Genomic DNA, 26,429 nt, shown 5'->3' with positions numbered 1-26,429 from the left:
AAGTTCAATTCAGGTTGCTTTGCGTTTATTTAGGTCTCAGAGGATATGTAGAGTTGGGGAAGCAGCAATATAGCAATCACTGTTAGCATTTATGCGCTAAACATTTAGTAAGCGCTGCATTACGCGAGACTTAGGTGTGGCGAAAATAGACAGCGTGTCACCATATTCAACCACCTTACCTTTATTTAAAACCAATAATTGGTCGCTCATATGCTTAACAAGGCTCAAGTGGTGGGTGATAAGCACATAACTTAGCCCTGTGTCTCTTTGTAGCTCTAACAGTAAGTTGACCGTTTGCGCCCGTACGGAGGGGTCTAACGAAGATAATGCCTCATCTAATACGACCACTTTGGGGTCTAAAATAAGCGCTCTAGCTAGTGCAACACGCTGTAATTGACCACCACTAAACATATGTGGGTAATACTCAAAATGTTCGGTCAGCAGGCCCACACGAGTCAGTGTGTGCTTAATCTTTTTATCGCGTTGCGCTTTGGTAAGCTCAGTATTGAGCCGCAGGCAATCATCAAGCATATCACCAATGGTTAAACCAGGATTAAGCGAACGGGTAGGGTCTTGAAAAATTAAACGAATGTGGCGACATTCATCACACCTAATGCCATCATCTTCAATGGTATCGCCATCTAGCAATATTTGACCTTTATCGGAGTAGTCTGCTCCTGCGAGCACTCGCGCTAAGGTGCTTTTTCCTGAGCCGGTTTCACCAATAATCGCCAGCGTCTCACCATGACCAACCGAAAACGAAATATCTTGAAGTACACGAGCATGCTTACGTTTAAATACGCCAGCTCGGGTACAAAACGATTTATTAAGTCCTTGAACTTTTAAGAGCGGTTGCATTTGGATTTTTCCTTTACAAGCGGAAAGTGGCAGGCATAAGTATGACTATGCACTTTACTTTGTGGCGGTGTAACTACACACTGTTTTTGTGCTTGTGGGCAACGAGGACCAAGGCGACAGCCAATTGGTAAATGCTGCAATGGTGGAATAGTTCCTTTTAGCGCATAAAACGGTTCTTTGTGCGCCAAGCCTTGTGCGTAGTCAGGCAAGCTTTTAACCAGTGCTTGTGTGTACGGGTGATATGGAGTGTTAAATACTTTGTCAGTGGGACCTGCTTCAACCATCTGTCCACAATATAAAACGTGCATTGCATGTGACCAGTCGGTGATTTCTTCTAATTCATGAGAGATCATCAAAACTGACATATTTTTTAACTGGTTAAGGCTTTTTAATAATCTAAAAATTTGTGCTTTGGCAACGCTTTCTAAGGCGGTGGTGGGCTCGTCGGCAATTAACAGCTTTGGGCTGCGGGCAATGGCCATCGCTATCATTACTTTTTGACAAACACCTTCAGATAGCTCGTGAGGGTAACTGCTGGCAACCTTTTTATCATCTCTGATCCCAACTTTATGTAGTAGCGCTTTAACTTTGTCTTTACGTTCATTACTACGAGAAAAAAAGTTACTTTTGAAGCTACTATCGGGTAATGACTCGGCTACTTGTTCATAGATTTTTGCTGTAGGGTCTAGGCTTCTGCTCGGCTCTTGATAAATCATCGCCATATCTCGGCTGACTATTTTTCGGCGTTTCTCAGGGCCAAGCCTCATCAAGTCAACACCTTGCCAATGCATTCTATCCGCAGTGACTGTCCAGCGTTTGTTAAGCACCCCAACAATTGCTTTGGCGATTAAGCTTTTGCCTGAACCAGACTCCCCTACGAGAGCGTGCACTTCACCCTCTTTGAGGCTCAAGTTGATGCGATCAACAGCTCGGATCACACCCTCTTCAGTGTGTAATTCAATGGTCAAATTACGAATGTCTAATAGCTGCATTAATCTACCTTTCGACCTTTTAGCACTTGCCTTAACCCATCACCTACCAAGTTGGTCGACAACACGGCTATAAATAATAACACACCTGGTAAGCCAACGGTCCATGGCGCAAGGTAAATCAGGCTGAGGTTCTCAGCCAAGATTGCGCCCCATTCTGTAGTAGGAGGTTGTGCGCCTAACTTCAAAAAGCCTAACGCTGCAATATCTAATATTGCAGTTGACAGCGCCATGGTAAAAATAACCACAATATGTTCATAAATATTAGGTAATACACCACGGGTTAGTATTTGCCATTTAGAAGCGCCATCTAAACGAAATGCACTGATATAATCTTTATTTAATTCTTCTACCACGAGGTTTCTTACAGAGTGAACATGTTGCGGTAGCAGCGCAAAAATGATGGCCCAAACGGTGTTGAGTAATCCAGGTCCAAGCACCGCAATAATAATGATAGCTAACAGTAACGAAGGGATAGATAAAGTAATGTCCAATACGTGATTGAGCAAACTCGAACGAAACCCCTTACTGATCCCTGCAAATGTGCCAAGTATCACCCCTATGAGCGTTGTCACCAGCGCCGCGATGATGGACAAACCAAAGGTGAAGGTTGCGCCGTTCATCAACCGAGAGAGTACGTCACGGCCTAAATCATCGGTGCCAAGAATAAATCGTACATCGCCAAGCTCGTGCCAAGATGGCGGCAGTAAAAGCGCATCACCATGTTGTTGGTTGATCCCATAAGGCGCAATGAATGGCGCAGTAATAGCCAGTAAGGTGAGGGCGACAAACACCCAAAGGCCAACCAATGCAGGGTGGTTAGATTTAAATTTTCGCCACAATCGAGACAATGGCGAGCGGTTTGACTCTTCACTAAATAAACTAAACTTTGCCATGGGCCTGATTTCTCGATAGTGGATCGAACAAGGTATGACTAAACTCAGCCACCATATTCGCTAAAATAACAAACATAGAAACAGCCAATAACCCGCCTTGAATTGCGGGGTAATCGCGTTGATAAATACTATCAATAAGCCAGCGACCAACCCCTGGCCATGAGAAGATGACTTCGGTGATCATCGCCAAAGTAATCAGCGTACTAAACTGCAAACCAATTTGTTTGATAACGGGCAAAAGTGCATTTCTAAGCGCATGATGCATGATCAACTGACGGCGGTTTAAGCCTTTAGCACGAGCTGTTTTGATATAATTTTGCTCTAACACATCTAGCATCGAGTCTCTGGTAAAGCGGATCAATACGGTTGTGGGATACATTGCTAAAACCACTGTCGGCAAGGCCAAATGATGCAGTGCATCGACAAATGCCAGTCCCTCGTAAGGGAAGCCTTGTAGGATAATATCAAGCAGGATAAAGTTGCTAATGGGCTCAACTTCATACAACAGGCCAATACGCCCTGACATTGGAAATAACCCTAAGCCTAAGCAAAATACCATGATAAGTAATAAAGCCAGCCAAAAGATAGGGACTGAAAAACCAAGTAGGCTTAAAGAGTTAATAATTTTTTCTGGCCAGCGCTTATGATAAGCCGAGGCAATAATACCTCCAGGGATACCAAAAATGATAGCCATAGCTAAAGCGTAGATACATAACTCCAGCGTTGCTGGAAAGAGTTTTACAACATGCTCAAAAACGGGTTGACCTGATGACAGCGAGAGCCCCCAGTTACCTTGTACTATCCGTTCTAAAAAGGCGAGGTACTGAACAAATATACTCTCATCTAAGTGATACTTTAGCGTTAGTGCCTGACTTTGTGCGTAGGTAGGATGTAGTTGCCCAGTTACGTTGCTAAGTAATTCACCGGGAAACATGTAACTAAGCGAAAAGGTAAATACGGTGAGAGTAAACACCATAAACAGTAATAAGCTGATGCGTCTTAATAAATATTCAAACAACATTAGTCTCGCCTCGCTTTGCCTAAAGAGATCCCGCCAAAAGGACGCAGGGAAATATCTTTGAGGTCACTGTTGGTTGCTTGAAAGCGCACACCATGCGCGATAGGCACGAGCGGTAGTTGCTCAATGATCATTTGTTGGGCTTGTTGGTAGTATACTTTACGTTGTTCTATGTCTGTTACATCAAGCGCTTGGGTCAGCAATAGATCAAACTCTGGATTACACCAGTTAGATGGATTTTTACCACTAAACGTTGCTGTGCAGCTAAGCAGCGGGCTAAAAAAGTTATCGGGATCAGGTGTATCTGCGGCCCAACCTAACAGTACACTGTCGTGTTCATGGTTACCAACCCGTTCCAAAAAGGTATTCCATTCATACTCAACAATACGTGCCGTGATCCCTATTTGTTTTAAGTCGCTTTGGATTAGTTCTGCCATCTTACGGGCATTTGGATTATATATTCGAGACACTGGCATGGCCCAAAGGGTCATGCTAAAGCCGTTTTCAAACCCTGCTTCTTTAAGCAGTTGCCTTGCATACTCGGGGTTATATGTTGGCATATTGCTTTGCGCTTCAAATGCCCAAGATGATGGGGGCAAATGTGAACGAGCAATTATCCCATTACCATAAAATACCGCCTGCATGATTTTTTCAAAATCTACTGAGTAAGCCAATGCTTTACGCACTAGTAAATTGTCAAATGGCGGTTTTTCGGTATTGAAAGCCCAATAGCCAATGTTCAGGTTTGGTGCTTTTTCAACATGAATATCGTCACGTGCAGTCAGTACACTTAATTGTGTTGCACTGGGATGAGCGGTTATATCACACTCTTTTGTAAGCATTTTTGCAATGCGGCTGGTGCCATTAGTAGTAATGTCAAAAACCAGTTGTTGCATTGGAACTTTATGCTTCCAATAGTGCTCGTTGCGGTGGTAACGAATAAGGTTATCGCGTAAGTAGTTTTTGTATTTAAATGGGCCCGTACCAACAGGATAAATATCAAATAAGTCTTTGCGTTCCACGTTAGCCAGTTTGTCGGCATATTCTTTGGATAAAATGACGGCAAAGTCAGTGGCTAAATTAGATAAAAAGCTACTTTCAGAATTAAACAGTTCAAAACGCACGGTATAGTCATCAACCTTGACGACTTGGCGTATCAGCTGATCAAGGCCAACACTTTGAAAGTAAGGATAGTTTGCATCACCTACAAAATGGTAAGGGTTATAGACATCAAATAATCGACCAAAAGAGAAAACTACATCATCGGCGTTCAATTTTCGTGTTGGTGTGAAGTAATCTGTTTGGTGAAACTGTACGTCGTTGCGTAAGTAAAAGGTGACTGTTTTACCATCATTGCTGACTTGCCATTTGGTGGCCAATTCAGGTTTAAATTCAGCGGTTTCTGGGTCAATACTGAGCAAAGTGTCGTAGAGTTGGCTGGCGATAATATCTATCGTGGAGCCTGTTGTTGTCACTTGTGGGTTAAACGACACAGGATTAGCCTCGGCACAATACACTAACCCTTGTGTTTTTCTAATCGTTTGTTGGCTTGCATCAATACAGCCCAGTAAGTACGTACACAACGCACCTAGTAGCAAATTACGCACATCTATGCCTCTTGTTTTTGACCCGAGTCTAACAGATTGTATTTTTTCAAATATCCACGCAGTTGATGATACGTTAAACCAAGCATTTGTGCAGTTTTCTTTTGGTTAAATTGGCTATGTTCAAGTGCATTTTGTATTAAATTAATCTCATACTCATTTGAGAGCAACTTGAGGTCACATGGAAACTCGATATTTGCTTCTTGCTTTACTTGCTCTGGTGCCGCAGGTTGTTGTTCTGAATCGGCATAAACGATAGTGGGTGTTGGTTCATTTGCTGCTTTTGCTTTAACCCGTTGTGTAGGTCTATGTGGACTTTCAAAAGGATCTAACACAATATTATGAACAGGTAAGCCTTCGCTACCGTGACGATACAAGCTTCGCTCAACAACATTCTTTAGCTCTCGAATATTACCCGGCCAATCGTATTCTAATAGTTTGTCAGTCGCTTTACGTGTAAAGCCACTGAACAACGACCAATTTAAATCGCGAGCCATATTAATTGCAAACTGCTCAGCGAGTAACAAAATGTCTTCTTGGCGAGCTCGAAGGGGAGGCAACGTAATGACGTCAAATGCGAGTCTGTCGAGTAAGTCATGACGAAATTCACCATGGTCGGCTAGTGTAGGTAAGTCTTCGTTGGTCGCGCATACCAAGCGAGTATCGACCTTGACTGTACTTTTGCCACCAACACGTTCAAATTCACCATATTCAATCACGCGCAATAGTTTTTCTTGTACCATCGCAGAGGTATTGGCTAATTCATCTAAAAAGAGTGTGCCGCCATTGGCCCTTTCAAAACGACCTTCATGTCGTTTACTGGCACCGGTAAAAGCGCCACTCTCATGACCAAATAATTCACTTTCAAGTAAGTTTTCGTTGAGTGCAGCACAATTTAGCTTAATATAGTTTTGTTCCCAGCGCTCAGACAGATAGTGTAATCGTGCTGCGATAAGCTCTTTACCGGTACCACGTTCACCAATAATAAGTACGGGTTTTTCTAACGGCGCCAGTTGCGAGACTTGATCTAGCACAGATAAAAAGCTGTCTGATTGGCCGAGTAGATTATCCTGTTGGCGAAATTGGCTCATATTGCCTAACTCTTAGTTATTTTTACTAACTGTTAGTGTATTTGAAAAAAGCACTGAACTAAAGAATTTTTTGAATAGTTATAACTTTATGATAAATATAAATTTTTAAGCTTTTAAAAAGTTGGCAAGCAATTTGATACATACGTTATCAGTAATTTCAAATTTATAAACCAAAGAGGTAAAGATTATGGGAATTTTCTCTCGTTTTGCGGATATCGTTAATTCTAATATCAATGCCATTTTAGATAAAGCGGAAGATCCTGAAAAAATGGTACGCCTTATCATCCAAGAAATGGAAGATACATTAGTTGAGGTTCGCTCTACTTCTGCTAAAACCTTGGCAGAAAAGAAAGAGTTGTCACGCCGCGTTGAACAGTTAAATGAGCAAACACAGCAGTGGCAGGAAAAAGCAGAGCTAGCTTTGAGCAAAGAGCGTGAAGATTTAGCACGTGCAGCATTACTTGAAAGGCAGAAGTCTGAAGAGGCTGCAAACAGTGTTAAATCTGAGCTGGAACATGTTGAAACACACATTGACAAGCTGCAACAAGAAGTTGCAACGCTGCAAGAGAAGTTGGCTGATGCCAAAACAAGACAAAAAGCGATTGTACTGCGTCAACGCTCTGCAGAATCGCGTTTAGAAGTTAAAAAGGCGCTTGATAGCTCAAAAGTTGAAGACGCACTTAATCGTTTTGAACGCTATGAAAGCAAAATTGATGGTCTAGAATCACAAATAGAGTCTTATGACATAGGCAAAAAGTCATTAGCAGATGAGATTGCAGACTTGCAAAAAAATGAAAAAATCGACGATGAGTTAGCTGAACTTAAAAAGAAGCTAGCAAAAAGTAAGTGAACTTAAGTGGCATCTATTGCACTAAATCAATAGATGCCGCATAACCGAATACGCCCATTGTTTGGAGTAGCAATTATGGACTTAGAGATTTTAGTAGCCCCAATTATTCTTTTTATGCTGGTAGTTGCCCCGTTGTGGTTGATTTTACACTACCGTAGTAAAAAACAGGTAAGCCAAGGCTTAAGCGAACATGAGCACCGTCAGTTGTTAGAGCTTGCAAGCAAAGCTGAAAAAATGGCTGAACGCGTAGAAACCTTGGAAGCTTTGCTTGATCAAGAGGCACCCGAGTGGAGACGTAAAGTATGAGTAACAGCAAACGTGAATTATACCGAGACCCTAAAAGAGGCAAAATTGCTGGGGTGTGTGCAGGTTTAAGTGATTATTTTAATATGGAGTTGTGGCTGGTACGCATACTCGTTATAACAGCGGTGCTGCTATCTGGCGGGCCTTTATTTGTAGTTGCATACGTCGCCTGTTGGTTTATTTTAGATACCAAGCCAGTAACACACACATCTAATTTTGTGCAGCAGGATGAAGACCCTATTTCAGTTAAGTTTAAAGTATGGCAAAAGGGCGAGCCGCCAAGACGTGCCTTATTTGACCTTAAAGAGCGATTAACACGCCTTGATACACGCATTCAAAGTATGGAAACATACGTGACATCAAGTGAGTTTACAGTGAGCAGAGAAATCAACAAGCTGTAACAGTAGTAAAGGCTTAAGCTTATGTGGCGTATCATCGCCACAGCGCTTAGCACTTCAAAGAGGGAATCGATGTTTTTATGAAAGCCAAATTTGTAACGCAAAAAGCCCTCGAAAAACTCAAAAGTAATACGCAAAAAGCATTCAATCGCAGTCTCGACCGACACATCAAACTGGCCGTTACAGGTTTTAGTGGCAGTGGTAAAACAGCATTTATTACCGCGCTTGTAAAACATTTAACCAGCCAAGCGACAAAACAAAATTTACCTTTTTTTGACGTAGTCAGAGAAGGTAGGTTAATTGCTGCAAAGCAAGTACCGCAACGCGCCCTTGATATTCCAACATTTGATTACCAATCTGCGAGTAATTGCCTATTGGCGGATGAACCAACTTGGCCTCCTTCAACACAACGGATCAATACGTTAACTTTAGCTCTGAAATTTCACTGTGAAAGTGGCTTACGGGCACACTTATCCCCAGTTAGCACGGTTTATTTAGAGTTGATAGATTATCCTGGAGAATGGTTAGCTGACCTACCCATGCTCTCTCAGGATTATCAAACTTGGAGTAAGGCAACCTTAGAGTTGCTGCAGCGTGATGCCTATAAAGATTACAGTGGCGCTTTTTTATCGTTACTCGATACGTTTGATGGCAAAGCTAAAGTAGATGAACAAGAGTTAAAAACGCTGGCACAAAGTTATCAGCAGCTACTTAGCACCCTTAAAAGCGAAACCAAATTAGCCCAACTACAACCAGGCAGAATGCTTATTCCATCTGATTTAGCGGGCGCGCCAATATTACTATTCTTTCCTACCAAAGCCCACTGTGAGGCCAGTGAGCACAGTCAATACCAGCAGCTTCAAGCCCGCTTTGAAGCATATAAACAACAAGTTGTGATGCCTTTTTATAAACAACACTTTTGCCAGTTTGATAGGCAATTGGTGCTGGTGGATGTACTCAGCGCGCTCAATGATGGGGTTGATACATTGCAAGAGCAACGTGAAGCATTAGCGCATGTGATGCAGGTTTTCAATTACGGTAAATCTGGATTTTTAAAACGCTTATTTTACCCAAAAATAGATAAAGTGTTGTTTGCGGCAAATAAGTGTGATCATGTTAGCCCTTCACAACAGGCTGATATTGCTTTGTTGCTCAACGATATGTTAGGGGAACAAACAAATGAGCTGCGGTTTTCGGGTGTGTCGGTGGATACGATGGCAATATCTTCTGTACAAAGCACACAAACTAAGGTGGTCAAAGATAATGGTCAGCACCTAGAGTGTGTCTACGGTAAAGTACTTGGTGAGCAGCAGTGGACAACCTATTTACCTCCGCAACCTCCAAATCACTGTTTATCACCCCAACAATGGCCTGAACACGGTTTCGAATTTTTGTCATTTTATCCACAAAAAGCGCAGCAAGGTAATTTGCATCATGTTCGTCTTGACCACGCATTACAGTTTTTAATTGGAGACAAGCTAACATGAATCAAAGTAATAAACTGCGGGCAGGAAGGCGTATTGAAACACAACCAAAACCTGAAGATGAGCGCGTTAATGACAGCGTAAATCGGACGAATGGAAAACGCTTCGAAGAGGAGCAACATCATGTTGAAAGCTCACCACAGAGCATGGATATGGACTTGTCCCAGAACAATGACATTGAGTTGGAGCAAGTGTTTTCACGCACATCGAAACGTTTCAGCTTTGGCAAATTGTTTCTTATAAGCTTATTAGTGCTGGTCGTCGTTGAGAGTATTTATAGCGTTATTGAGGCTATGAACGAGTCTTGGTTACTCGCTTTGCTATACATCAGTGTGCTAGCTTTGGCGATAACCAGTACCACGGTATTTATAGTGAAAGAAGCCGTTGCGTTGAAGCGTTTGAAGCATCACCAGCATCACCAACAAGATGGACTACGTTTACTCAATAGTACACAAATAGGTGAGGCGCAAAATTGGCTCGAGAGCGTGCTAAAGCATCACCCTAAGCAGCAAGTAGTTGAGTTTAAAGCGTCTATTCAGGCGCATCACACTGATAAAGAAGTGTTGCAGTTGTATGAGTCGAGTTTACTGCAATCACACGATCAAAAAGCGAAGCAAATTATAAATCAACACGCGACAACCAGTGCGATGCTGGTGGCAATGAGCCCTTTGGCACTTGTGGATATGCTCGCAGTGCTTTGGCGTGGCGTGCATTTAATTGAGGCAATTACCAAGCATTATGGGATTAAGCTTGGCTATCGAAGTCGTATTACCCTGTACAAGTTACTCGTTAAGCAAATGGTATTTGTTGGCGCAACAGAGCTGGTATCAGACTTGGCAGCAACAAGTTTGGGGGCTGAGTTGTTGGGTCGGCTATCAGCTCGCGCAGGGCAAGGTTTAAGCGCAGGAGTTTTTACTGCTCGCTTAGGTTACAAGGCCATGGAATTATGCAGACCACTTCCGCGCTTAGAGCATAAACCGAGTTTACTTAAGTCTACTGTTAATCAGTTGGTCAACACGCTACTTAAGCGAGCAGATCAACCAGATAAAGTGAAATAACACAAAGTGAGGTGACAACAATTTTGTACACCTTGCTATATGTGAATGGTATAAACTAGCCGTCTTAGCGTCTGGCTTGCTTGTGCATTTAAGCCTACTGACTTATTTATTAGATAAATCAATTAAAGAATAATAAGTTAACAGGTTAATTTATGAAGAAGTATCATGACAACACGCAATGCATTCATGGCCCAGAGCACTTTAACGACCCGCACGGTGCATTGACAGCCCCTTTATATCAAACTTCCACTTTTGCTTTTAAAGATGCAGCGCAAGGTGCAGCGCGTTTTGCGGGTGAAGAAGCTGGATATATTTATACGCGTTTGGGGAACCCAACAACACGAGAGCTTGAGCAAAAGCTTGCGCAATTAGAAGAAATGGAAGATGCAGCGGCAACCGCAACGGGAATGGGGGCGGTATCTGCATCTGTGTTGAGTTTTTTACAGCAAGGTGATCATCTTATTGCATCTAGTGCTTTGTATGGTTGCAGCTTTGCTTTGTTTGCGCATATGCTACCTAAGTTTGGTATTGAAGTAACGTTTGTAGATATGACAAACGAAGCTGAGTTACAAGCAGCGCTAAAACCGAATAGCAAAATGCTCTTTGCAGAAACGCCAATCAACCCGAATATGACGGTGCTTGATCTCACCATGTTAGGTAAGTTTGCTAAGCAGCATAAATTAATTAGTGTGATAGATAACACTTTTATGACGCCGCTTTTGCAAAAGCCTAAACACTTTGGCATTGATATCGTTATCCACAGTGCAACCAAATACTTAAATGGCCACGGAGATGTGGTTGCGGGCATCGTATGCGGTTCGCAAGAGCACATTGAGTTGATCAAATTAACTGTGTTGAAAGACATCGGTGCCACTATCAGTCCACATGACGCTTGGCTAATAAACCGTGGATTAAAAACCTTGGCTGTGCGTATGGCTCGACACTGTGAAAGCGCGCAAAAAGTTGCTGAATATTTGGAAGTGCATCCAAAAGTAAGCAAAGTATTTTATCCCGGACTTGAATCTCACCCAGGTTATAAATTCTTAGGTGAGCAAATGAAAGGAGCTGGTGGTGTTATTGCATTTGAGATTAACGGCAGCCTAAAAGATGGCGAAGCATTCATTAACGCAACAGAGCTTTGTACCTTGGCTGTGAGCCTAGGTGACCCAGAAACCCTTATTCAACACCCTGCATCCATGACACACTCACCGTACACACCTGAAGAGCGTCAAGCGGCTGGGATCTCAGATGGCTTGATCCGTATTTCAATCGGATTAGAGGATGTGCAAGACATTATCGATGACCTAGATAACGCATTTAAGGTGTTCTAGTGTAATTTTTTATTTACACCACTTGTTGTTGTAGCCCGCCTATTTGGCGGGTGTTTATTTTTCAATACAAATTTGTAATTAAAAGTGTACGATTTTACCCTTTACTCAGGAGGCGTTGTTTGGACTGCCTATTAAACTTTCCCTAACTTTTACTTAGTATCTAGATCACAAGTTGAAGTGCGATCTGTCTAGGTCGACGATGTAATAAGAAGGTTAAAATGGCTAAATCAAGTAAATATACTTCTAAGCAACCTGATGCAAATGGCATCATTGCGTGGAGTGACGAAGAGAATAAAATTTGGTCAGAGCTAGTAGCTCGTCAGCTGAAATGTATTGAGGGCAAAGCATGCGATGAATACATGGAAGGTCTGCAAAAAATTAACCTACCTCAAGACAGAATTCCACAGCTTCACGAGCTCAATGACGTATTAGGTAAAGAAACAGGATGGCAGGTAGCGCCTGTACCGGCACTTATCGATTTTGATGAGTTTTTCCGTTTGTTAGCGAACAAGCAATTTCCGGTTGCGACTTTTATTCGCTCACGTGAAGAATTTGATTATTTGCAAGAGCCAGATATTTTTCATGAAATCTTTGGCCACTGTGCAATGCTAACTAACCCAGACTTTGCAGAGTTTACTCACAAATACGGTCAGCTAGGTTTAGCAGCAGCTAAAAAAGACCGTGTGTACCTTGCTCGCTTGTACTGGTTTACAGTTGAGTTTGGCCTAATGCAAACCAAAGACGGTTTACGCATTTATGGTGGCGGTATTTTATCAAGCCCAGGCGAGACGCAGTATGTTTACAGTGACAAACCTGAAATTTCACCATTGAAAGTATTAGATGTGCTTCGTACACCTTATCGCATTGATATTATGCAGCCAGTGTACTACACCATTAACTCAATCCATGATTTGTTTGATATTTCACAAATGGATATCATGTCGTTGGTTGAAAAAGCAAAAGAGTTAGGCTTATTTGAGCCAAAATTTCCCCCTAAAGAAAAATTAGCAAGTTAAGGATTTATTGAATGTCTGATTTAAGTGCACAAAAATGTGAAGCGTGTCGTGCTGATGCGCCTAAAGTGTCAGATGAAGAGTTAGCGGTACTTATCAAGCAAATTCCAGATTGGGTGCCTGAGGTACGTGACGGTATTATGCAGCTTGAGCGCGTATTTAAGTTCAAAAACTTTAAACAGGCACTTGAGTTTACAAACAAAGTGGGTGCGATGGCTGAAGACGAAGGTCATCACCCTGGTTTACTGACCGAGTGGGGTAAAGTAACCGTGACTTGGTGGAGCCATTCAATCAAGGGTTTGCACAAAAATGATTTTGTTTGCGCAGCTAAAACCGATGATGTATTTGCTGCACTGTAAGTAAAACATTTTGAATACTGAAAAGGGCCTCAATTGAGGCCCTTTTTGTTGATTTGTTAATACGTTGCATTACCAGTTAAGGTGATAGTCTTTCGGAGGCTGAGCATCAAGCAAGTGCTCTACAAAATAATCCCAGCGCTTACGAACAAAATAGGGATTTTTATCTAATACATGACCCATGTTCGGGTAAATCATCAAATCAAAGTCCTTGTTCGCTTGCATTAGCTTAGCAACAAGCTGTAACGTTGCGGCCGGGTGCACATTAGGATCAAGTTCGCCGTGAGCAAGCAGAAGTTTACCTCTTAGCTGCTTGGCGATGGTGAGGTTTGATTGCTCATCCCAATGCTTCGTAACCGGGTAGCCCATCCACATTTCATTCCAGCCAGCTTTGTCAGCTCTAAAGTCATGATTCCCCGAGGCTGCTACCCCCACTTTGAAAAATTCAGGATATTTAAACATCGCGTGGGCTGTATCATAACCACCGGCACTAAAGCCATAAATGCCAACTTTATCAAGATCAATAAAAGCAAATTGCTGAGCAAGGCGCTTGATAGCGACAACGTGGTCATCAACTCCACCACCTAGGTTTTTAAATGAATACTCGTGAAACGCGCGGCCACGCTTACTTGTACCTCGGCCGTCCATTTTTATGACAATAAACCCCAGTTCGGCCAAAGCATTTGCCTGTGAACCATAAGTGTTAAACGACTTTGGAGTAAAGAAATTATGTGGACCCGTATAGATATCATCAATGATTGGATACTTTTTATTTGGATCAAAATTTGATGGCAGGTACATAAGTCCATAAAGGGGGGTTTTGTTATCACCAGCCAAGACGCGAAAAGGCTTGGGTGGTTGCCACCCCGTAGCAAGGAGCCCGGTTATATCAGCGCGTTGAAGTAACTTGATCACCTTACCCGTTTGCGTATGGCGTAATACCGTTATGGGCGCCGAGGTTGTTGTTGAATATGTGTCGATGACATATTGGAAATCCTCAGATAATTGGGTGCTATGTTCAGCAGGCTCGGGTGTTAACAGCTTAAGGCCTGTACCATCTAAATTGACTCTGTAAAGATGACGATAGTAGGGATCTCTATTCGGTTCACGGCCCGATGCTTCAAAGTACACATACCCTTTTTTTTCATCAATTCCCCTAATCACGCGTACCGTCATTTCGCCCTGAGTAATGGCATTTTTTAATTCGCCCGTTTTGCCATCATATAAATATAGGTGTTGATAGCCCGAGCGCTGGGAACTCCACACAAACTCGTTACGCTTTGGTAGATGCCAGTAAATTTGTGTCCAGGGGTCAATAAACTTGTCATCCTGCTCATTCACGAGCGTTCGAACGGTTTTAGTCTCAGGGTTAATTTCACGCATTGCATAGTGTTGATTACCCCTTTTTCGGTCATGGTATACAAACCGGTCATTATCTTGCCACCATCCCCAAATCGGTCCGCCATAGTATGTTTGCATCACAGCAGGCGTATCCAGTTTAGTTGCTTGGCTCGTTTGAGTATCAATCAGAATAATGTCAGCCATAGGGAGCTGCTTGTCTCCAGCCATTGGGTAGTAATAGCTTATCGCTCGTGGCCTTAAGCCATTTCCTGTGTCTGCCTGTACTAAGGTGAGCTTACCTGTGTTACTTCTATCTAGCTTGTGGGTGATAGCGAAACGGCTATTAGCCGACCACATAATATCAGTGCCGTTATCAGGGTAGGGGGAGTGGTCATAAAAGCTAGCGCTTGGATTACTGTGTGTAAGCGCATAAGGGCGCTTCTCAGAGCCATCATTAGTTAGCTGCTTTTCAATGCCACTTGCAGTTGAACGAAGTACTAAGTTGTAGTCTTTTACCAAGAGCTGCCATTGACCATTGGGCGATGTCCCTGCTCCGGTAGTTTTATCAGGTTTGCTAGGTTCGTTATGACACCGGTAGTTAACCAAGTCACATCGCCATGCTTTTTCATCGCTTTGGAAACGGATGTCGTTGCTTGTAATGTTGGGGTTGTTTAGTGGCAAGTGAAATGGACTGCTAGACTTTAGGCCTACTTTTTCAAGCGCCATCATCAATTTAGCATGATCAAAAGCATACTTTTGGGTGTTGTTTTGTGCATCTACTAGTATAAATTGTTGGCCATCTTCACCTACTTGCTGTCGAAACCAGAACATATTTTTGCCATCTAGCCAATGTGCCTCTAGCCAGGCATTTTTTACTAACGTCTTTAAGTTATGAGGTAAGAATTGTTCTGCACGGCGATAGTCACTTTGCGTTACATACTTATCGACATGTGGTGATGATGGCTTTGAAGGGGGTATGCTTTGGCACGCAGTAAGTAGAAAAAACACGCTGAGTAAAACAAGGTGCGGTGGAGGTGTTATTGTCATTTTTTGATATCTCCAATGTCCAAATTGTGGCGACTGATTTCATGACTATAACACTTTGTATATTGTATGCAATTGGTGTGGGTGAAATTTCACATGATACATGTGGTGGAAAAAGCGATGGAGTAAATCTGGGATTAAGTTAAAGGAGAGCATAAAACTCTCCTTTGGTAGGTAATTAGTCGTCTATTGAACGCAGCAGAGCATTAATACCCACCTTTTCGCGGGTTTGTTGGTCTACTTTTTTCACAATGATAGCGGCATATAAGCTGTGTGAACCGTCTTTACTTGGTAACGAACCTGGCACAACAACGGCACCCGCCGGTACGCGTCCGTAATGAGTTTCACCGGTTTCCCGGTCATAGATACGCGTGCTTTGTGAAATATATACGCCCATAGAGATAACCGCACCTTCTTCCACAATCACACCCTCTACAATCTCGGAGCGTGCACCAATAAAACAATTGTCTTCAATGATGGTCGGATTCGCTTGTAGAGGCTCTAAAACGCCGCCTATGCCAACACCGCCCGACAGGTGTACGTTTTTACCAATTTGCGCACACGAGCCAACAGTGGCCCATGTATCGACCATGGTGCCTTCGTCTACGTAAGCGCCAATGTTAACGTAAGAAGGCATCAATACCACGTTTTTGCCTACGAAGCTGCCTTGACGAGCAACGGCATTTGGCACAACACGCATGCCGCCTTGTTGAAATTGCTCAGGCGTATAATCACTAAACTTTAGTGGTACTTTATCGAAGTATTGGCTAACACCATCGTGCATCGGTTGATTATCACGAATACGAAACGACAGTAATACTGCCTTTTTTAACCATTGGTGTACCACCCATTCGCCACTGATTTTTTCCGCAACGCGAGCAGCACCAGAATCAAGTAAGTCTAATACTTGGATGATGGCACTTTTTACAGGTTCAGAAACCTGTGTTGGGGTGATGCTATCGCGCTCTTCCCACGCTTGTTCAATGATGAGTTTTAGATCTGACATAACGTCCTCTTTTATTCTGATTCAGCGTTTAATTTTTTCATTAAATCACGGTGTAATTCTGCTTTGTGCTCTTCGCTTAAAGCTTGATAATTGTCATCTGACACCACAAAGAAATCTTCTGCGCGCTCGCCCACGGTTGTAATTCTTGCCGCATGAATATGCAGTGAATTTGCTTGAAATACTTCGGCAATCTTTGTCAGTAAGCCCGGAATATCGATGGCTTGAATTTCAATTAAGTTTCTGTCGTTACGGGCATGTGGACGAACAATAATTTTAGGTTTGATATTGAAGTCTTTAAAGCGCTGCGAGCGGTTCTTTTTCAAGCGAATTTTTTTCTTCGGATCTTCTAAAACCGCCTCAATGCCTTTGCGAATTGAATTGGCTCGAGTGCTGGCAACTGGGTTACCGTTTACCTCTAAAATCACAAAGCTAAAAACCACGTAACCATCTTTGGTCGTCATCACTTGCGCGTGTTGTATTTGTGCTTTTTTGGAACCGATGACGCTAACTAGTTTGGCAAACAATGTGGCTTCATAAGGGCTGTATACAAATACTTGTGTTCCGCCATGAAGTGGCTTTTCGCTGACTATGACACTGGCTTGACTTAAGTCTTTTGACTTAAGTAAGTGTTCGCTTTGCCAAGAAATTTGCTGCTCACTAAAGGCGGTAAAGTAATTTGCTTTAAAACGCGACCAACTTAGGTCAATAAACTCTTCTTCAAAGCCTTTATTGATCAGTCGCTGTTTAGCTTGGCGTTTTTTATCACGGATCTGATCACGCATATCCATGGGGTTTTCAAGACCAAGACGCAATGCGCGTTGCGCGTGCAAATAAAGCTCACGTAACAGGGTGTTTTTCCAATCATTCCACAAGTTGTCGTTGGTTGCTCGAATATCAGCAACGGTCAGACAGTATAAATAATCTAACTGACGCTCGTTTTTAACTTGGGAAGCGAATTCATTGATTACTTCAGGGTCATTGATGTCTTTGCGTTGAGCTGTCACAGACATAAGCAGGTGACTTTTCACTAACCAAGCGACAAGGCGCGAATCAGAGGTGGTAAACCCGTGCATTTTACAAAATGCTAATGCATCTACAGCCCCTAACTCTGAGTGGTCGCCACCTCGCCCTTTGGCGATATCGTGAAATATTGCGGCAAGATAAAGTAGCTCAGGTTTGTCCATACGCGTAACAATTTCGCTACAGATTGGGAAGTCACTCGGCTGGGTTTTATCAAAGTAATGATAAATGTTATTAACCAGTTTATGGGTGTGCTCATCCACGGTGTAGGCATGAAATAAATCAAACTGCATTTGTCCAAAAATATTTCGCCACTGCGGCAAATAGGCGGCGATTAAACCATGCTTATGCATCAGCGTAAAAGCACGACCCATGCCGTTGGGGTGCTTTAATAGACGCAAAAATGCATCTCGACAACCCGCATAATCTTGTAGGTCGCCAAGCAACCTGCGGCGCACTTGACGCATTGTTCTAATCGTATTTGGGTCAATGCTGGTGATTTCTGGGTTGTCGGCAATATGCTCAAAAAGCACAAAGAGTTGTTCTCGTCTGAAAAACACAGAAGGGTTTTTAACGCGGATTTTATTGCCCACACGTTCAAAGTTTCTATCAAGGGGTATCACAGCCTGCTCGCCTTGATCGGGTAAAATGCTTTGCTCAAAATAAGACAATAGCATTTGGTTCATTTCGCGTACCCGACTCATGATCCTGAACAGGCGTTTCATCATGCGCTCTACAGATGCTTTACCTTCAGCACCAAAACCAAGTAACTCAGCGGCGTTTGGCTGGTGATCAAACAGCAGGCGGTTTTCGTTTCGGCCGGCGGCTAAATGCAGCGCAAAACGTATATTCCATAAGTTTTCGATACACTCTAAAAGCTCTTGATACTCTTCATGGGTCAGGTAGCCATGACTAATTAACTCTTCGAGGGTTTCAGCGTGAAAGTGTTTTTTTGCGACCCAAAAAATAGTTTGTAAATCTCGCAATCCACCGGGATTTTCTTTGATATTGGGTTCAAGATTATAGGCGGTGCCGTGACACTTTCTGTGACGAACTTTTTGTTCATCGACTTTGGCGATAAAAAACTCATCAGAGCGCCATATCGGTGTTTCTACGATATGGCTTTTTAAGCGCTCAAATTCGATGTGGTTGCCACAGATCAAACGGCTTTCCAATAGGCTAGTGGTAAAGTGAACGTCTTGCTTTTTTTGTTCCAGCACTTGCTCGTGCGTTTGTACGCTATGGCCTATTTCTAAATTTAAATCCCACAGTAGCGTCACAAAATTCTCTAAATTACTTTTGAGCTGTTCATCTGGTGGTGATTGTACTAATAGCAAAAAGTCGATATCAGAGTAGGGATGGAGTTCACCTCTACCATAGCCCCCGATGGCGATTAAAGCGATTTCGGGATATTGGGCAAGACCTGTGTCATGGAATAACTTAATCAACAGACGGTCGATAAATTCCGCGCGTGCGTTGATCAGGTTACGTACAGGTTGCTTTGAAAATTCGTTGTGTAGCCATTTATAAAAATAAGCAGAACAATCTTTATAATCATTGAGCTGCTCGGCATCATCGAGCAGCTTTTTTACTCTGTTAGGCAGTGCCACCCAAGGCTCCTAGTGTTCTATCACTCGGTCAATGGTTTCATCGCTACGTAAAGTTAAAATCTCAACGCCGTTGTCAGTGACCAGTAATGTATGCTCCCATTGGGCTGATAGACTACGGTCTTTGGTGACAACAGTCCAGTCGTCTTTTAGTAACTTACAGTGGCGCTTGCCTGCATTGACCATTGGCTCAATCGTCAAGCACATACCTGCTTTTAACACTTCACCAGTTCCCGGTTTGCCATAATGCATAACCTGAGGTTCTTCGTGGAATTCTTTACCAATACCATGACCACAATATTCACGTACGATAGAGTAGTTAAAGCCTTCGGCAAATTTTTGAATGGCCGCGCCAATATCACCTAAGCGTGCTCCGGGTTTTACCATCTTAATTCCTAGATACAGGCTTTCTTGAGTGATCTCACTTAAGCGCTTACCTTGAATTGTTGGCGTGCCAACATAAAACATTTTCGACGTATCGCCGTGATAGCCATCTTTAATCACCGTGACATCGATATTGATAATGTCACCTTCTTTTAGCGGTTTGTCATTTGGGATACCGTGACAGATCACATGATTTACAGAGGTACAAATTGACTTTGGAAAGCCATGGTAGTTAAGTGGTGCGGGTATCGCATTTTGTTCATTCACAATATAATCGTGACAAATAGTATTTAGCTCATCTGTAGTGACCCCAGGCTTTACATAAGGCCCAATCATTTCTAATACTTCTGCGGCTAAACGCCCGGCAACACGCATTTTTTCGATTTCTTCAGGGGTTTTAATCACTGCACTCATTGAGACTCCAAGTCGATATTTTTTAGTTAGCAACAACGCACAAATTTTGTACTTATTGTTGAGTTACGCTCTTTTATATGGTATAAAGCGCGCCGTCTTTTTACAAATAAATCTTACGAGGTTGTTTGTAGTTAAGATACACATTCATATTAACACACACACATATCGACACATACACTTGGGTGCATGTCTTGGTAAAATGCTAAGCATGTTGGTGCTATGGGATATGTGGAGGCTTAACCCTAAACTATTAGAGGAAATTTAAAATGGCAAACGTTTCAATGCGCGATATGCTTCAAGCTGGTGTTCACTTCGGTCACCAAGCTCGTTACTGGAACCCTAAGATGAAGCCTTTCATCTTCGGCGCTCGTAACCGTGTACATATCATCAACCTAGAAAAAACAGTGCCTATGTTCAACGATGCACTTCGTTTCTTACAGAACACAGCATCTAACAAAGGTAAAATTCTTTTCGTAGGTACTAAGCGCGCTGCAAGCGAAGCAGTTAAAGAAGCAGCTCTTCAAAGTGATCAGTACTTCGTAAATCACCGTTGGTTAGGTGGTATGTTGACTAACTGGAAAACAGTTCGTCAATCAATCAAGCGTCTTAAAGACCTTGAGACTCAAAGCCAAGACGGTACTTTCGAGAAGCTGACTAAAAAAGAAGCGTTAATGCTAACTCGTGAAATGGAAAAGCTTGAAAAGAGCCTTGGTGGTATCAAAGATATGGGCGGTCTTCCTGACGCTATCTTCGTTATCGACGCTGACCACGAGCACATCGCAATCCGCGAAGCTAACAACCTAGGTATTCCAGTAGTATCAGTAGTTGATACTAACTCGAACCCAGATGGTGTTGATTACATCGTCCCTGGTAACGACGACGCTATCCGCGCAATCCAGCTATACACTAGCGCTGTAGCTACTGCTATCACTGAAGGTCGTGAAAGCAACATCGTTGCTCAAGCTGAAAACGACGATTTCGTAGAAGCTGAGTAATTAGCTGTCATCAAGTCTTCATCTTACTGAGATGAAGACTTGATATTCTTGAAGAGCGGTTATTCCGCTTCCCTAAAACAGAATTCATATTTGAGGATATTCTAATGGCTGTAACTGCTGCCCTAGTAAAAGAATTACGCGAGCGTACTGGCGCTGGCATGATGGATTGTAAAAAAGCGCTAACTGAAACCAACGGTGACATCGAGTTAGCGATTGAAAATATGCGTAAGAGCGGTGCTGCAAAGGCTGCTAAAAAAGCGGGTAACATCGCTGCAGAAGGTACAATCCTTATCAAAGAAGGCGAAGGTTTCGCTGCACTACTAGAAGTTAACTGTCAAACAGACTTCGTTGCTAAAGACGAAAACTTCCTTGCATTCGCTAACTCTGTACTAGAAGTTGCTGCTGCATCTAAAACAACGATTGCAGACCTACAAGCACAATTCGAAGAAGCTCGTGTTGCACTAGTTGCTAAAATCGGTGAAAACATCAACGTTCGTCGCGTTGAGTACATCGACGGTGCTAACCTTTCTTCTTACCGTCACGGTGAGCGTATCGGTGTTGTTGTAGCTGGTGAAGCTGATGAAGAAACATTAAAGCACGTTGCAATGCACGTAGCTGCTTCTAAGCCAGAGTACGTAAACCCAGAAGACGTTCCTGCAGACGTAGTTGAAAAAGAAAAAGCGGTACAAATCGAAATCGCGATGAACGAAGGTAAGCCTGCTGAAATCGCTGAGAAAATGGTTGTTGGCCGTATGAAGAAGTTCACTGGTGAGGTTTCTCTTACTGGTCAAGCTTTCATCATGGAACCTAAGAAAACTGTTGGCGAAATCCTTAAAGAAAAAGGCGCTACAGTATCTAACTTCGTACGTTTAGAAGTTGGTGAAGGTATCGAGAAGAAAGAAGAAGACTTCGCTGCTGAAGTTGCTGCACAAATCGCTGCTGCAAAAGGCGAATAAGTTTGTTCAGTAGCAAAAGTAAACACCGAAGATTTATCTTAGGAGTTATCCCAAGGGTAATTGTTGATTTGCTTTTGCTTCGATGCTGAAAATTCTTTAAAATAGCCGCGCATTTATGAATATCATAAGCGCGGTTATTTTTTATCTCACTTTCACAAATGGCCCGGAAAATATGACTATCAATCGAAAACCTGTTTTTAGACGCGTTCTTCTTAAATTAAGCGGTGAAGCTTTAATGGGAGATGAAGGCTTTGGTATCGATCCAAAAGTGTTGGATCGCATGGCGCAAGAAATCAAAGAACTTGTAGAACTCGACGTAGAAGTGGGTTTAGTTATCGGTGGTGGTAACTTTTTACGCGGTGGTTCGCTTGCAGAAGCGGGTATGAACCGCGTTGTTGGTGACCATATGGGAATGCTGGCAACGGTTATGAACGGCCTAGCAATGCGCGATGCACTGCACCGTGCGTTTGTTAATGCGCGTTTAATGTCTGCAATTCCTCTAAACGGAGTGTGTGATGCATACAACTGGGCGGAAGCAATTAGCCTATTGAAATCAGGCCGCGTGGTGATTTTCTCAGCGGGTACCGGTAACCCATTTTTCACAACAGACTCAGCGGCGTGTTTACGTGGTATTGAGATTGAAGCCGATACCGTGATCAAAGCGACAAAGGTTGACGGTGTGTTCAGTGATGACCCTGTTAAGAACCCTGATGCCACTCTTTACCGTCATTTGACGTATAATGAAATCATTGATCAAGAATTAAAGGTGATGGACTTAGCGGCATTTACGCTGGCCCGTGACCATAATATGCCATTGAGCGTATTTAACATGAACAAACCAGGCGCGTTGAAGCGCGTTATCATGGGCGAAGAAGAGGGCACATTGATCTCTTCTGCCGCTTCGGAATAATCAGTTAAGACTAGGATTGAATTGTGATTAACGATATTAAAAAAGATGCGCAGGAGCGCATGAAAAAAAGCGTAGCAGCACTTGCTAGCCAATTATCAAAAATCCGTACGGGCCGTGCACACCCAGCATTGCTAGATGGCATTACTGTGTCTTATTACGGTGCTGATACACCACTTAACCAAGTAGCTAACGTATCAACTGAAGATTCGCGCACCTTGACCATCAGTGTGTTTGACAAATCTTTAGCACAAGCAGTTGAAAAAGCGATTATGTCTTCAGACTTAGGGCTAAACCCAATGTCAGCTGGCACTATCATTCGTGTGCCGCTTCCTCCGTTAACTGAAGAGCGTCGTAAGGATCTTATTAAGATTGTACGTGGTGAAGTTGAAAACGGTCGTGTGGCTATACGTAACATTCGTCGTGATGCAAACGGTGATATCAAAGCATTGTTGAAAGACAAAGACATTTCTGAAGACGAAGCTCGCCAAGCTGAAGATGAAATTCAAAAGCTAACTGATAAGTTTGTTAAAGAAATGGATACGCAATTGAGCGCGAAAGAAGCTGAGTTGATGGAAATCTAAGCAGGTCAAAACTATTAGTTTTGCAACGCCGTCTAGGGTATACTAGGCGGCGTTTTTTTTTATCTAAATCGGGATTATGGTTTTAAACGCTGAAACGATTTCACAGCAATCTTTGCCAAAACACGTTGCCATCATTATGGATGGAAATGGCCGTTGGGCACAGTCGCGCAATAGACCTAGAACTTACGGACATAAGAAGGGTGTTGACTCAGTTCGTAATGCGGTTCAGTTCTGCTCAAATCTTGGGATTGAGTCCTTAACGCTGTTTGCTTTTAGTAGCGAAAATTGGCGTCGTCCTGAAGACGAAGTGAGCACTTTGATGGAACTGTTTTTATTGGTCCTGACAAAAGAGGTGAAGAAACTCCACAAAAATAATGTAAAGTTAACTGTGATAGGTGACTTAAGCCGCTTTCCCGCATCTTTGCAAGAGCGAGTTAATGCTGCACATCAGTTGACGAGTGAAAATACTGGACTACAACTTAATGTTGCTGCTAATTATGGTGGCCGCTGGGATATAACTCAAGCTGCGCAAAAGTTAGCATTACAAGTAGCTGAAGGAACATTAGCGCCCGAACAGATCACGGAAGAGGAAATATCAAAACATCTTACTATGGCAAACCAAAGCGAACTTGATTTACTTATACGCACCGGTGGTGATTATCGAATAAGTAACTTTTTGCTTTGGCAGGCAGCTTATGCTGAGCTTTATTTTACAGATACTTTATGGCCCGACTTTAATGAGGAAGTTTTTTCAGAGGCTATCGCATGTTATGTATCAAGAGAAAGACGCTTTGGCTGCACCGGCGATCAAATAAAACAACTACTCGCTGCGTCCAAAACAACAAGTTAAAGGTAAATTAGTTTGCTAAAACAACGTATTTTAACCTCGGTGGTGCTTGCACCATTGGCGATGCTATTGGTGTTTTATACGCCTTTGGCACTATTTAGTTTTATCGCAGCTGCGATTGTATTACTGGGCGCTTGGGAATGGTCCGCATTTATGGGCTTATCTTGTGCCAAGAAACGAGGCGGCTTTGTCGCTGTTATGGGCGCTATTTTGCTTCTGCTACATTGGCATTGGCCCATTACTTCTCTTTGGCAAGGCGGGCAGTTGCAGGCTGATGCAAATTATGTGTTCACACTGGCTTTTGCTTGGTGGTTGGTCGCGACGTTTTTAGTTTTTAAATACCCATCCAAGGCGAGAGCGTGGAATGAAGGGATTGTGATGCGAGCAGTCGCAGGAGTGCTTACCTTAGTGCCTCTTTGGCTGGCTCTAAACGTATTACGCAGCGCTGAATATCAGCAAGCTCATCAATATGGCTCGACGTTGATCATGGTTGTACTGGGCATCGTTTGGAGCGCAGATATCGGTGCATACTTTGCGGGTAAAAACTTCGGTAAACATAAGTTAATGCCCAACGTGAGCCCTAACAAGACCATTGAAGGGTTAGTTGGCGGCGTGATCACCGCGGTGATTTTTGTGCTTGTATTTTGCCACTTTGCTCAGGTCGAGCAAAAACTACAAATAATTTACGCAGTTATGACGGTATTTATCGCGTTATTCTCGGCAATTGGAGACTTACTCGAAAGTATGTTTAAGCGTGAAGTTGGGCTAAAAGATTCAGGGGCTTGTTTACCTGGACATGGCGGCATTTTAGATAGAATAGACAGCTTAACAGCAGCGGCACCAATTTTCGCTTTATGTTACGCGTGGACGGTTACTTTATGAGTCAAAAAGAGCAAGTCGTTATTCTTGGCGCAACCGGCTCTATCGGTTTGTCGACCCTAGATGTGATCGCTCGCAACAGTGAACGATATCAGGTATTTGCTCTGGCCGCAGGTCGTAACGTAGATAAGATGACTGAGCAATGCTTAGTGCATCGCCCTCAATATGCGATCATGCACTGTGAGGACGCTGCAAAAAGCCTCAGAGAGCGTCTTACAGGTAGCAATACAGAAGTGCTTAGCGGCACAGACTATATGGCACAGATGGCCGCACACTGCGAGGTTGACATCGTGATGTCAGCAATTGTTGGTGCGGCAGGTCTCATTCCTACTTTAGCAGCGGTTGAAGCGGGTAAAAAAGTACTTCTGGCCAATAAAGAGTCTTTGGTCATGTCTGGCCAAATATTTATGGATAAAGTGGCCCGTCATGGTGCTACTTTGCTTCCTATCGACAGTGAACATAACGCTATTTATCAATGCTTACCTAGTGCTTTACAACAAGACACAAAGCAAGGGCTAAGTCAGTTCGGAGTCAGCAAAATACTATTAACTGGCTCCGGTGGGCCATTTTTGAATCGTGATATAAACACCCTTAAAGATGTCACCGTGGCAGAAGCTGTAGCGCATCCAAATTGGGCTATGGGTCAGAAAATCTCCGTTGATTCAGCAACCATGATGAATAAAGGGCTGGAATTTATTGAGGCGAAATGGCTGTTTGCCTGTCAGGCCCAAGATATTGAAGTCGTCATTCATCCTCAGAGTATGATCCACTCTATGGTGCAATACACGGATGGCTCTATTGTCGCGCAGATGGGTCAACCAGATATGCGTACACCAATTGCATATGGTCTAGCTTACCCTGAGCGTATTGACGCAGGGGTACAGCCACTCGATTTTTCTTCGTTAACAGCGTTTACTTTTACTAAGCCAGACTTTGCGCGTTATCCAAATTTGGCGTTGGCAATTGATGCCTGTCAGTCAGGGCAAGCGGCGACAACGGTTGTTAATGCGGCAAATGAAATTGCAGTGGCAGCATTTTTAAATAACCAAATTGGCTTTTGCGATATTTATCGGGTGAATGCTCAGGTACTTGATAAATCAACGTTACATTCTTTAAACTCGGTACACGAAATTATGGCACTGGATACTCAAACCAGAATGCTTGCCCACGATGTTGTGAACCGCATAAGGTAATAT

General features: G+C 43.0%; 25 protein-coding genes. 15 read left to right on the top strand and 10 right to left on the bottom strand.

Annotated features, from left to right (window positions below; genetic code table 11):
• Positions 1-96: 96 nt before the first annotated feature.
• From HG263_RS20185 to pspF, 6 genes are read right to left on the bottom strand one after another with little or no spacing between them, the layout of a single operon-like run.
• A complete protein-coding gene (locus tag HG263_RS20185; protein WP_171627888.1) occupies positions 97-858 on the bottom strand; it encodes an ATP-binding cassette domain-containing protein in 762 nt (253 codons plus the stop codon).
• Positions 843-1,850 carry a peptide ABC transporter ATP-binding protein gene (locus HG263_RS20180; RefSeq protein ID WP_171627887.1) on the bottom strand — a complete coding sequence of 336 codons (1,008 nt, stop codon included), beginning with the start codon at positions 1,848-1,850 and terminating at the stop codon, positions 843-845. The genes HG263_RS20185 and HG263_RS20180 overlap by 16 nt, the downstream gene beginning before the upstream one ends.
• Positions 1,850-2,743, bottom strand: a complete 894-nt coding sequence (locus tag HG263_RS20175) for an ABC transporter permease subunit (RefSeq protein WP_171627886.1) — start codon at positions 2,741-2,743, stop codon at positions 1,850-1,852. Before HG263_RS20175 ends, HG263_RS20180 begins: the two co-directional genes overlap by 1 nt.
• The gene (locus tag HG263_RS20170) at positions 2,730-3,764 is read right to left on the bottom strand and encodes an ABC transporter permease (protein ID WP_171627885.1); all 1,035 of its coding nucleotides are present in this window, start codon (positions 3,762-3,764) and stop codon (positions 2,730-2,732) included. Before HG263_RS20170 ends, HG263_RS20175 begins: the two co-directional genes overlap by 14 nt.
• Entirely contained in the window at positions 3,764-5,368 is a 1,605-nt protein-coding gene (sapA, locus tag HG263_RS20165; RefSeq protein ID WP_171627884.1) for an ABC transporter substrate-binding protein SapA, read from the bottom strand. The genes HG263_RS20170 and sapA overlap by 1 nt, the downstream gene beginning before the upstream one ends.
• A 2-nt stretch (positions 5,369-5,370) precedes the next feature.
• Entirely contained in the window at positions 5,371-6,456 is a 1,086-nt protein-coding gene (pspF, locus tag HG263_RS20160; RefSeq protein ID WP_171627883.1) for a phage shock protein operon transcriptional activator, read from the bottom strand.
• A 187-nt stretch (positions 6,457-6,643) separates the two neighbouring features.
• On the opposite strand from pspF, the gene pspA reads away from it, so the two are divergent.
• The 8 genes from pspA (at position 6,644) to HG263_RS20120 (ending at position 13,252) form a co-directional block, all read left to right on the top strand.
• Positions 6,644-7,306: a phage shock protein PspA gene (pspA, locus tag HG263_RS20155; protein ID WP_171627882.1), complete on the top strand. Its 663-nt coding sequence runs from the start codon at positions 6,644-6,646 to the stop codon at positions 7,304-7,306.
• Positions 7,307-7,378: 72 nt separating this feature from the next.
• On the top strand, positions 7,379-7,612 hold the full coding sequence (gene pspB, locus HG263_RS20150; RefSeq protein ID WP_171627927.1) for an envelope stress response membrane protein PspB: 234 nt from the start codon (positions 7,379-7,381) through the stop codon (positions 7,610-7,612).
• On the top strand, positions 7,609-8,010 hold the full coding sequence (gene pspC, locus HG263_RS20145; protein ID WP_171627881.1) for an envelope stress response membrane protein PspC: 402 nt from the start codon (positions 7,609-7,611) through the stop codon (positions 8,008-8,010). Before pspB ends, pspC begins: the two co-directional genes overlap by 4 nt.
• A 77-nt stretch (positions 8,011-8,087) precedes the next feature.
• Positions 8,088-9,494, top strand: a complete 1,407-nt coding sequence (locus HG263_RS20140) for a YcjX family GTP-binding protein (protein ID WP_171627880.1) — start codon at positions 8,088-8,090, stop codon at positions 9,492-9,494.
• On the top strand, positions 9,491-10,549 hold the full coding sequence (locus HG263_RS20135; RefSeq protein ID WP_171627879.1) for a TIGR01620 family protein: 1,059 nt from the start codon (positions 9,491-9,493) through the stop codon (positions 10,547-10,549). Before HG263_RS20140 ends, HG263_RS20135 begins: the two co-directional genes overlap by 4 nt.
• 152 nt (positions 10,550-10,701) lie before the next feature.
• Positions 10,702-11,880: a methionine gamma-lyase gene (gene megL / locus HG263_RS20130; RefSeq protein WP_171627878.1), complete on the top strand. Its 1,179-nt coding sequence runs from the start codon at positions 10,702-10,704 to the stop codon at positions 11,878-11,880.
• Positions 11,881-12,098: 218 nt separating this feature from the next.
• The gene (gene phhA, locus HG263_RS20125; protein WP_171627877.1) at positions 12,099-12,896 is read left to right on the top strand and encodes a phenylalanine 4-monooxygenase; all 798 of its coding nucleotides are present in this window, start codon (positions 12,099-12,101) and stop codon (positions 12,894-12,896) included.
• Between the two features lie 11 nt (positions 12,897-12,907).
• Positions 12,908-13,252 carry a 4a-hydroxytetrahydrobiopterin dehydratase gene (locus HG263_RS20120; protein ID WP_171627876.1) on the top strand — a complete coding sequence of 115 codons (345 nt, stop codon included), beginning with the start codon at positions 12,908-12,910 and terminating at the stop codon, positions 13,250-13,252.
• A 69-nt stretch (positions 13,253-13,321) separates the two neighbouring features.
• Here HG263_RS20120 and HG263_RS20115 read toward each other — a convergent pair whose 3' ends face one another.
• The 4 genes from HG263_RS20115 to map form a co-directional block, all read right to left on the bottom strand.
• Positions 13,322-15,637 (bottom strand): S9 family peptidase, encoded by a 2,316-nt coding sequence (locus HG263_RS20115; RefSeq protein ID WP_171627875.1) that lies wholly within the window; start codon positions 15,635-15,637, stop codon positions 13,322-13,324.
• Between the two features lie 175 nt (positions 15,638-15,812).
• A complete protein-coding gene (dapD, locus tag HG263_RS20110; RefSeq protein ID WP_171627874.1) occupies positions 15,813-16,640 on the bottom strand; it encodes a 2,3,4,5-tetrahydropyridine-2,6-dicarboxylate N-succinyltransferase in 828 nt (275 codons plus the stop codon).
• Between the two features lie 11 nt (positions 16,641-16,651).
• The gene (gene glnD / locus HG263_RS20105; RefSeq protein WP_171627873.1) at positions 16,652-19,270 is read right to left on the bottom strand and encodes a [protein-PII] uridylyltransferase; all 2,619 of its coding nucleotides are present in this window, start codon (positions 19,268-19,270) and stop codon (positions 16,652-16,654) included.
• 9 nt (positions 19,271-19,279) lie between these two features.
• Complete coding sequence (gene map, locus HG263_RS20100; RefSeq protein WP_171627872.1) at positions 19,280-20,065, bottom strand: type I methionyl aminopeptidase; 786 nt, start codon at positions 20,063-20,065, stop codon at positions 19,280-19,282.
• 266 nt (positions 20,066-20,331) lie between these two features.
• Between map and rpsB the strand changes: the two genes are divergently transcribed.
• From rpsB to ispC, 7 genes are all read left to right on the top strand, one after another.
• Positions 20,332-21,060, top strand: coding sequence for a 30S ribosomal protein S2 (gene rpsB / locus HG263_RS20095; RefSeq protein WP_171627871.1), 729 nt, complete (start codon positions 20,332-20,334; stop codon positions 21,058-21,060).
• A gap of 104 nt (positions 21,061-21,164) precedes the next feature.
• Positions 21,165-22,016 (top strand): translation elongation factor Ts, encoded by an 852-nt coding sequence (tsf, locus tag HG263_RS20090; RefSeq protein WP_171627870.1) that lies wholly within the window; start codon positions 21,165-21,167, stop codon positions 22,014-22,016.
• Positions 22,017-22,188: 172 nt separating this feature from the next.
• The gene (pyrH, locus tag HG263_RS20085; protein WP_171627926.1) at positions 22,189-22,926 is read left to right on the top strand and encodes a UMP kinase; all 738 of its coding nucleotides are present in this window, start codon (positions 22,189-22,191) and stop codon (positions 22,924-22,926) included.
• 23 nt (positions 22,927-22,949) lie between these two features.
• Complete coding sequence (gene frr, locus HG263_RS20080) at positions 22,950-23,507, top strand: ribosome recycling factor (protein ID WP_171627869.1); 558 nt, start codon at positions 22,950-22,952, stop codon at positions 23,505-23,507.
• 76 nt (positions 23,508-23,583) lie between these two features.
• Complete coding sequence (gene uppS / locus HG263_RS20075; protein ID WP_171627868.1) at positions 23,584-24,357, top strand: undecaprenyl pyrophosphate synthase; 774 nt, start codon at positions 23,584-23,586, stop codon at positions 24,355-24,357.
• 12 nt (positions 24,358-24,369) lie between these two features.
• Positions 24,370-25,236 (top strand): phosphatidate cytidylyltransferase, encoded by an 867-nt coding sequence (locus HG263_RS20070; protein ID WP_171627867.1) that lies wholly within the window; start codon positions 24,370-24,372, stop codon positions 25,234-25,236.
• Positions 25,233-26,426 carry a 1-deoxy-D-xylulose-5-phosphate reductoisomerase gene (gene ispC / locus HG263_RS20065; protein WP_171627866.1) on the top strand — a complete coding sequence of 398 codons (1,194 nt, stop codon included), beginning with the start codon at positions 25,233-25,235 and terminating at the stop codon, positions 26,424-26,426. Before HG263_RS20070 ends, ispC begins: the two co-directional genes overlap by 4 nt.
• The last annotated feature ends 3 nt before the right edge of the window (positions 26,427-26,429 follow it).

This window comes from Pseudoalteromonas caenipelagi (genome assembly GCF_013140855.1).
Classification (GTDB): domain Bacteria; phylum Pseudomonadota; class Gammaproteobacteria; order Enterobacterales; family Alteromonadaceae; genus Pseudoalteromonas; species Pseudoalteromonas caenipelagi.
The sequence above is the reverse complement of the archived record's forward strand: the minus strand, read 5'-3'. Positions and strand labels throughout refer to the sequence as shown.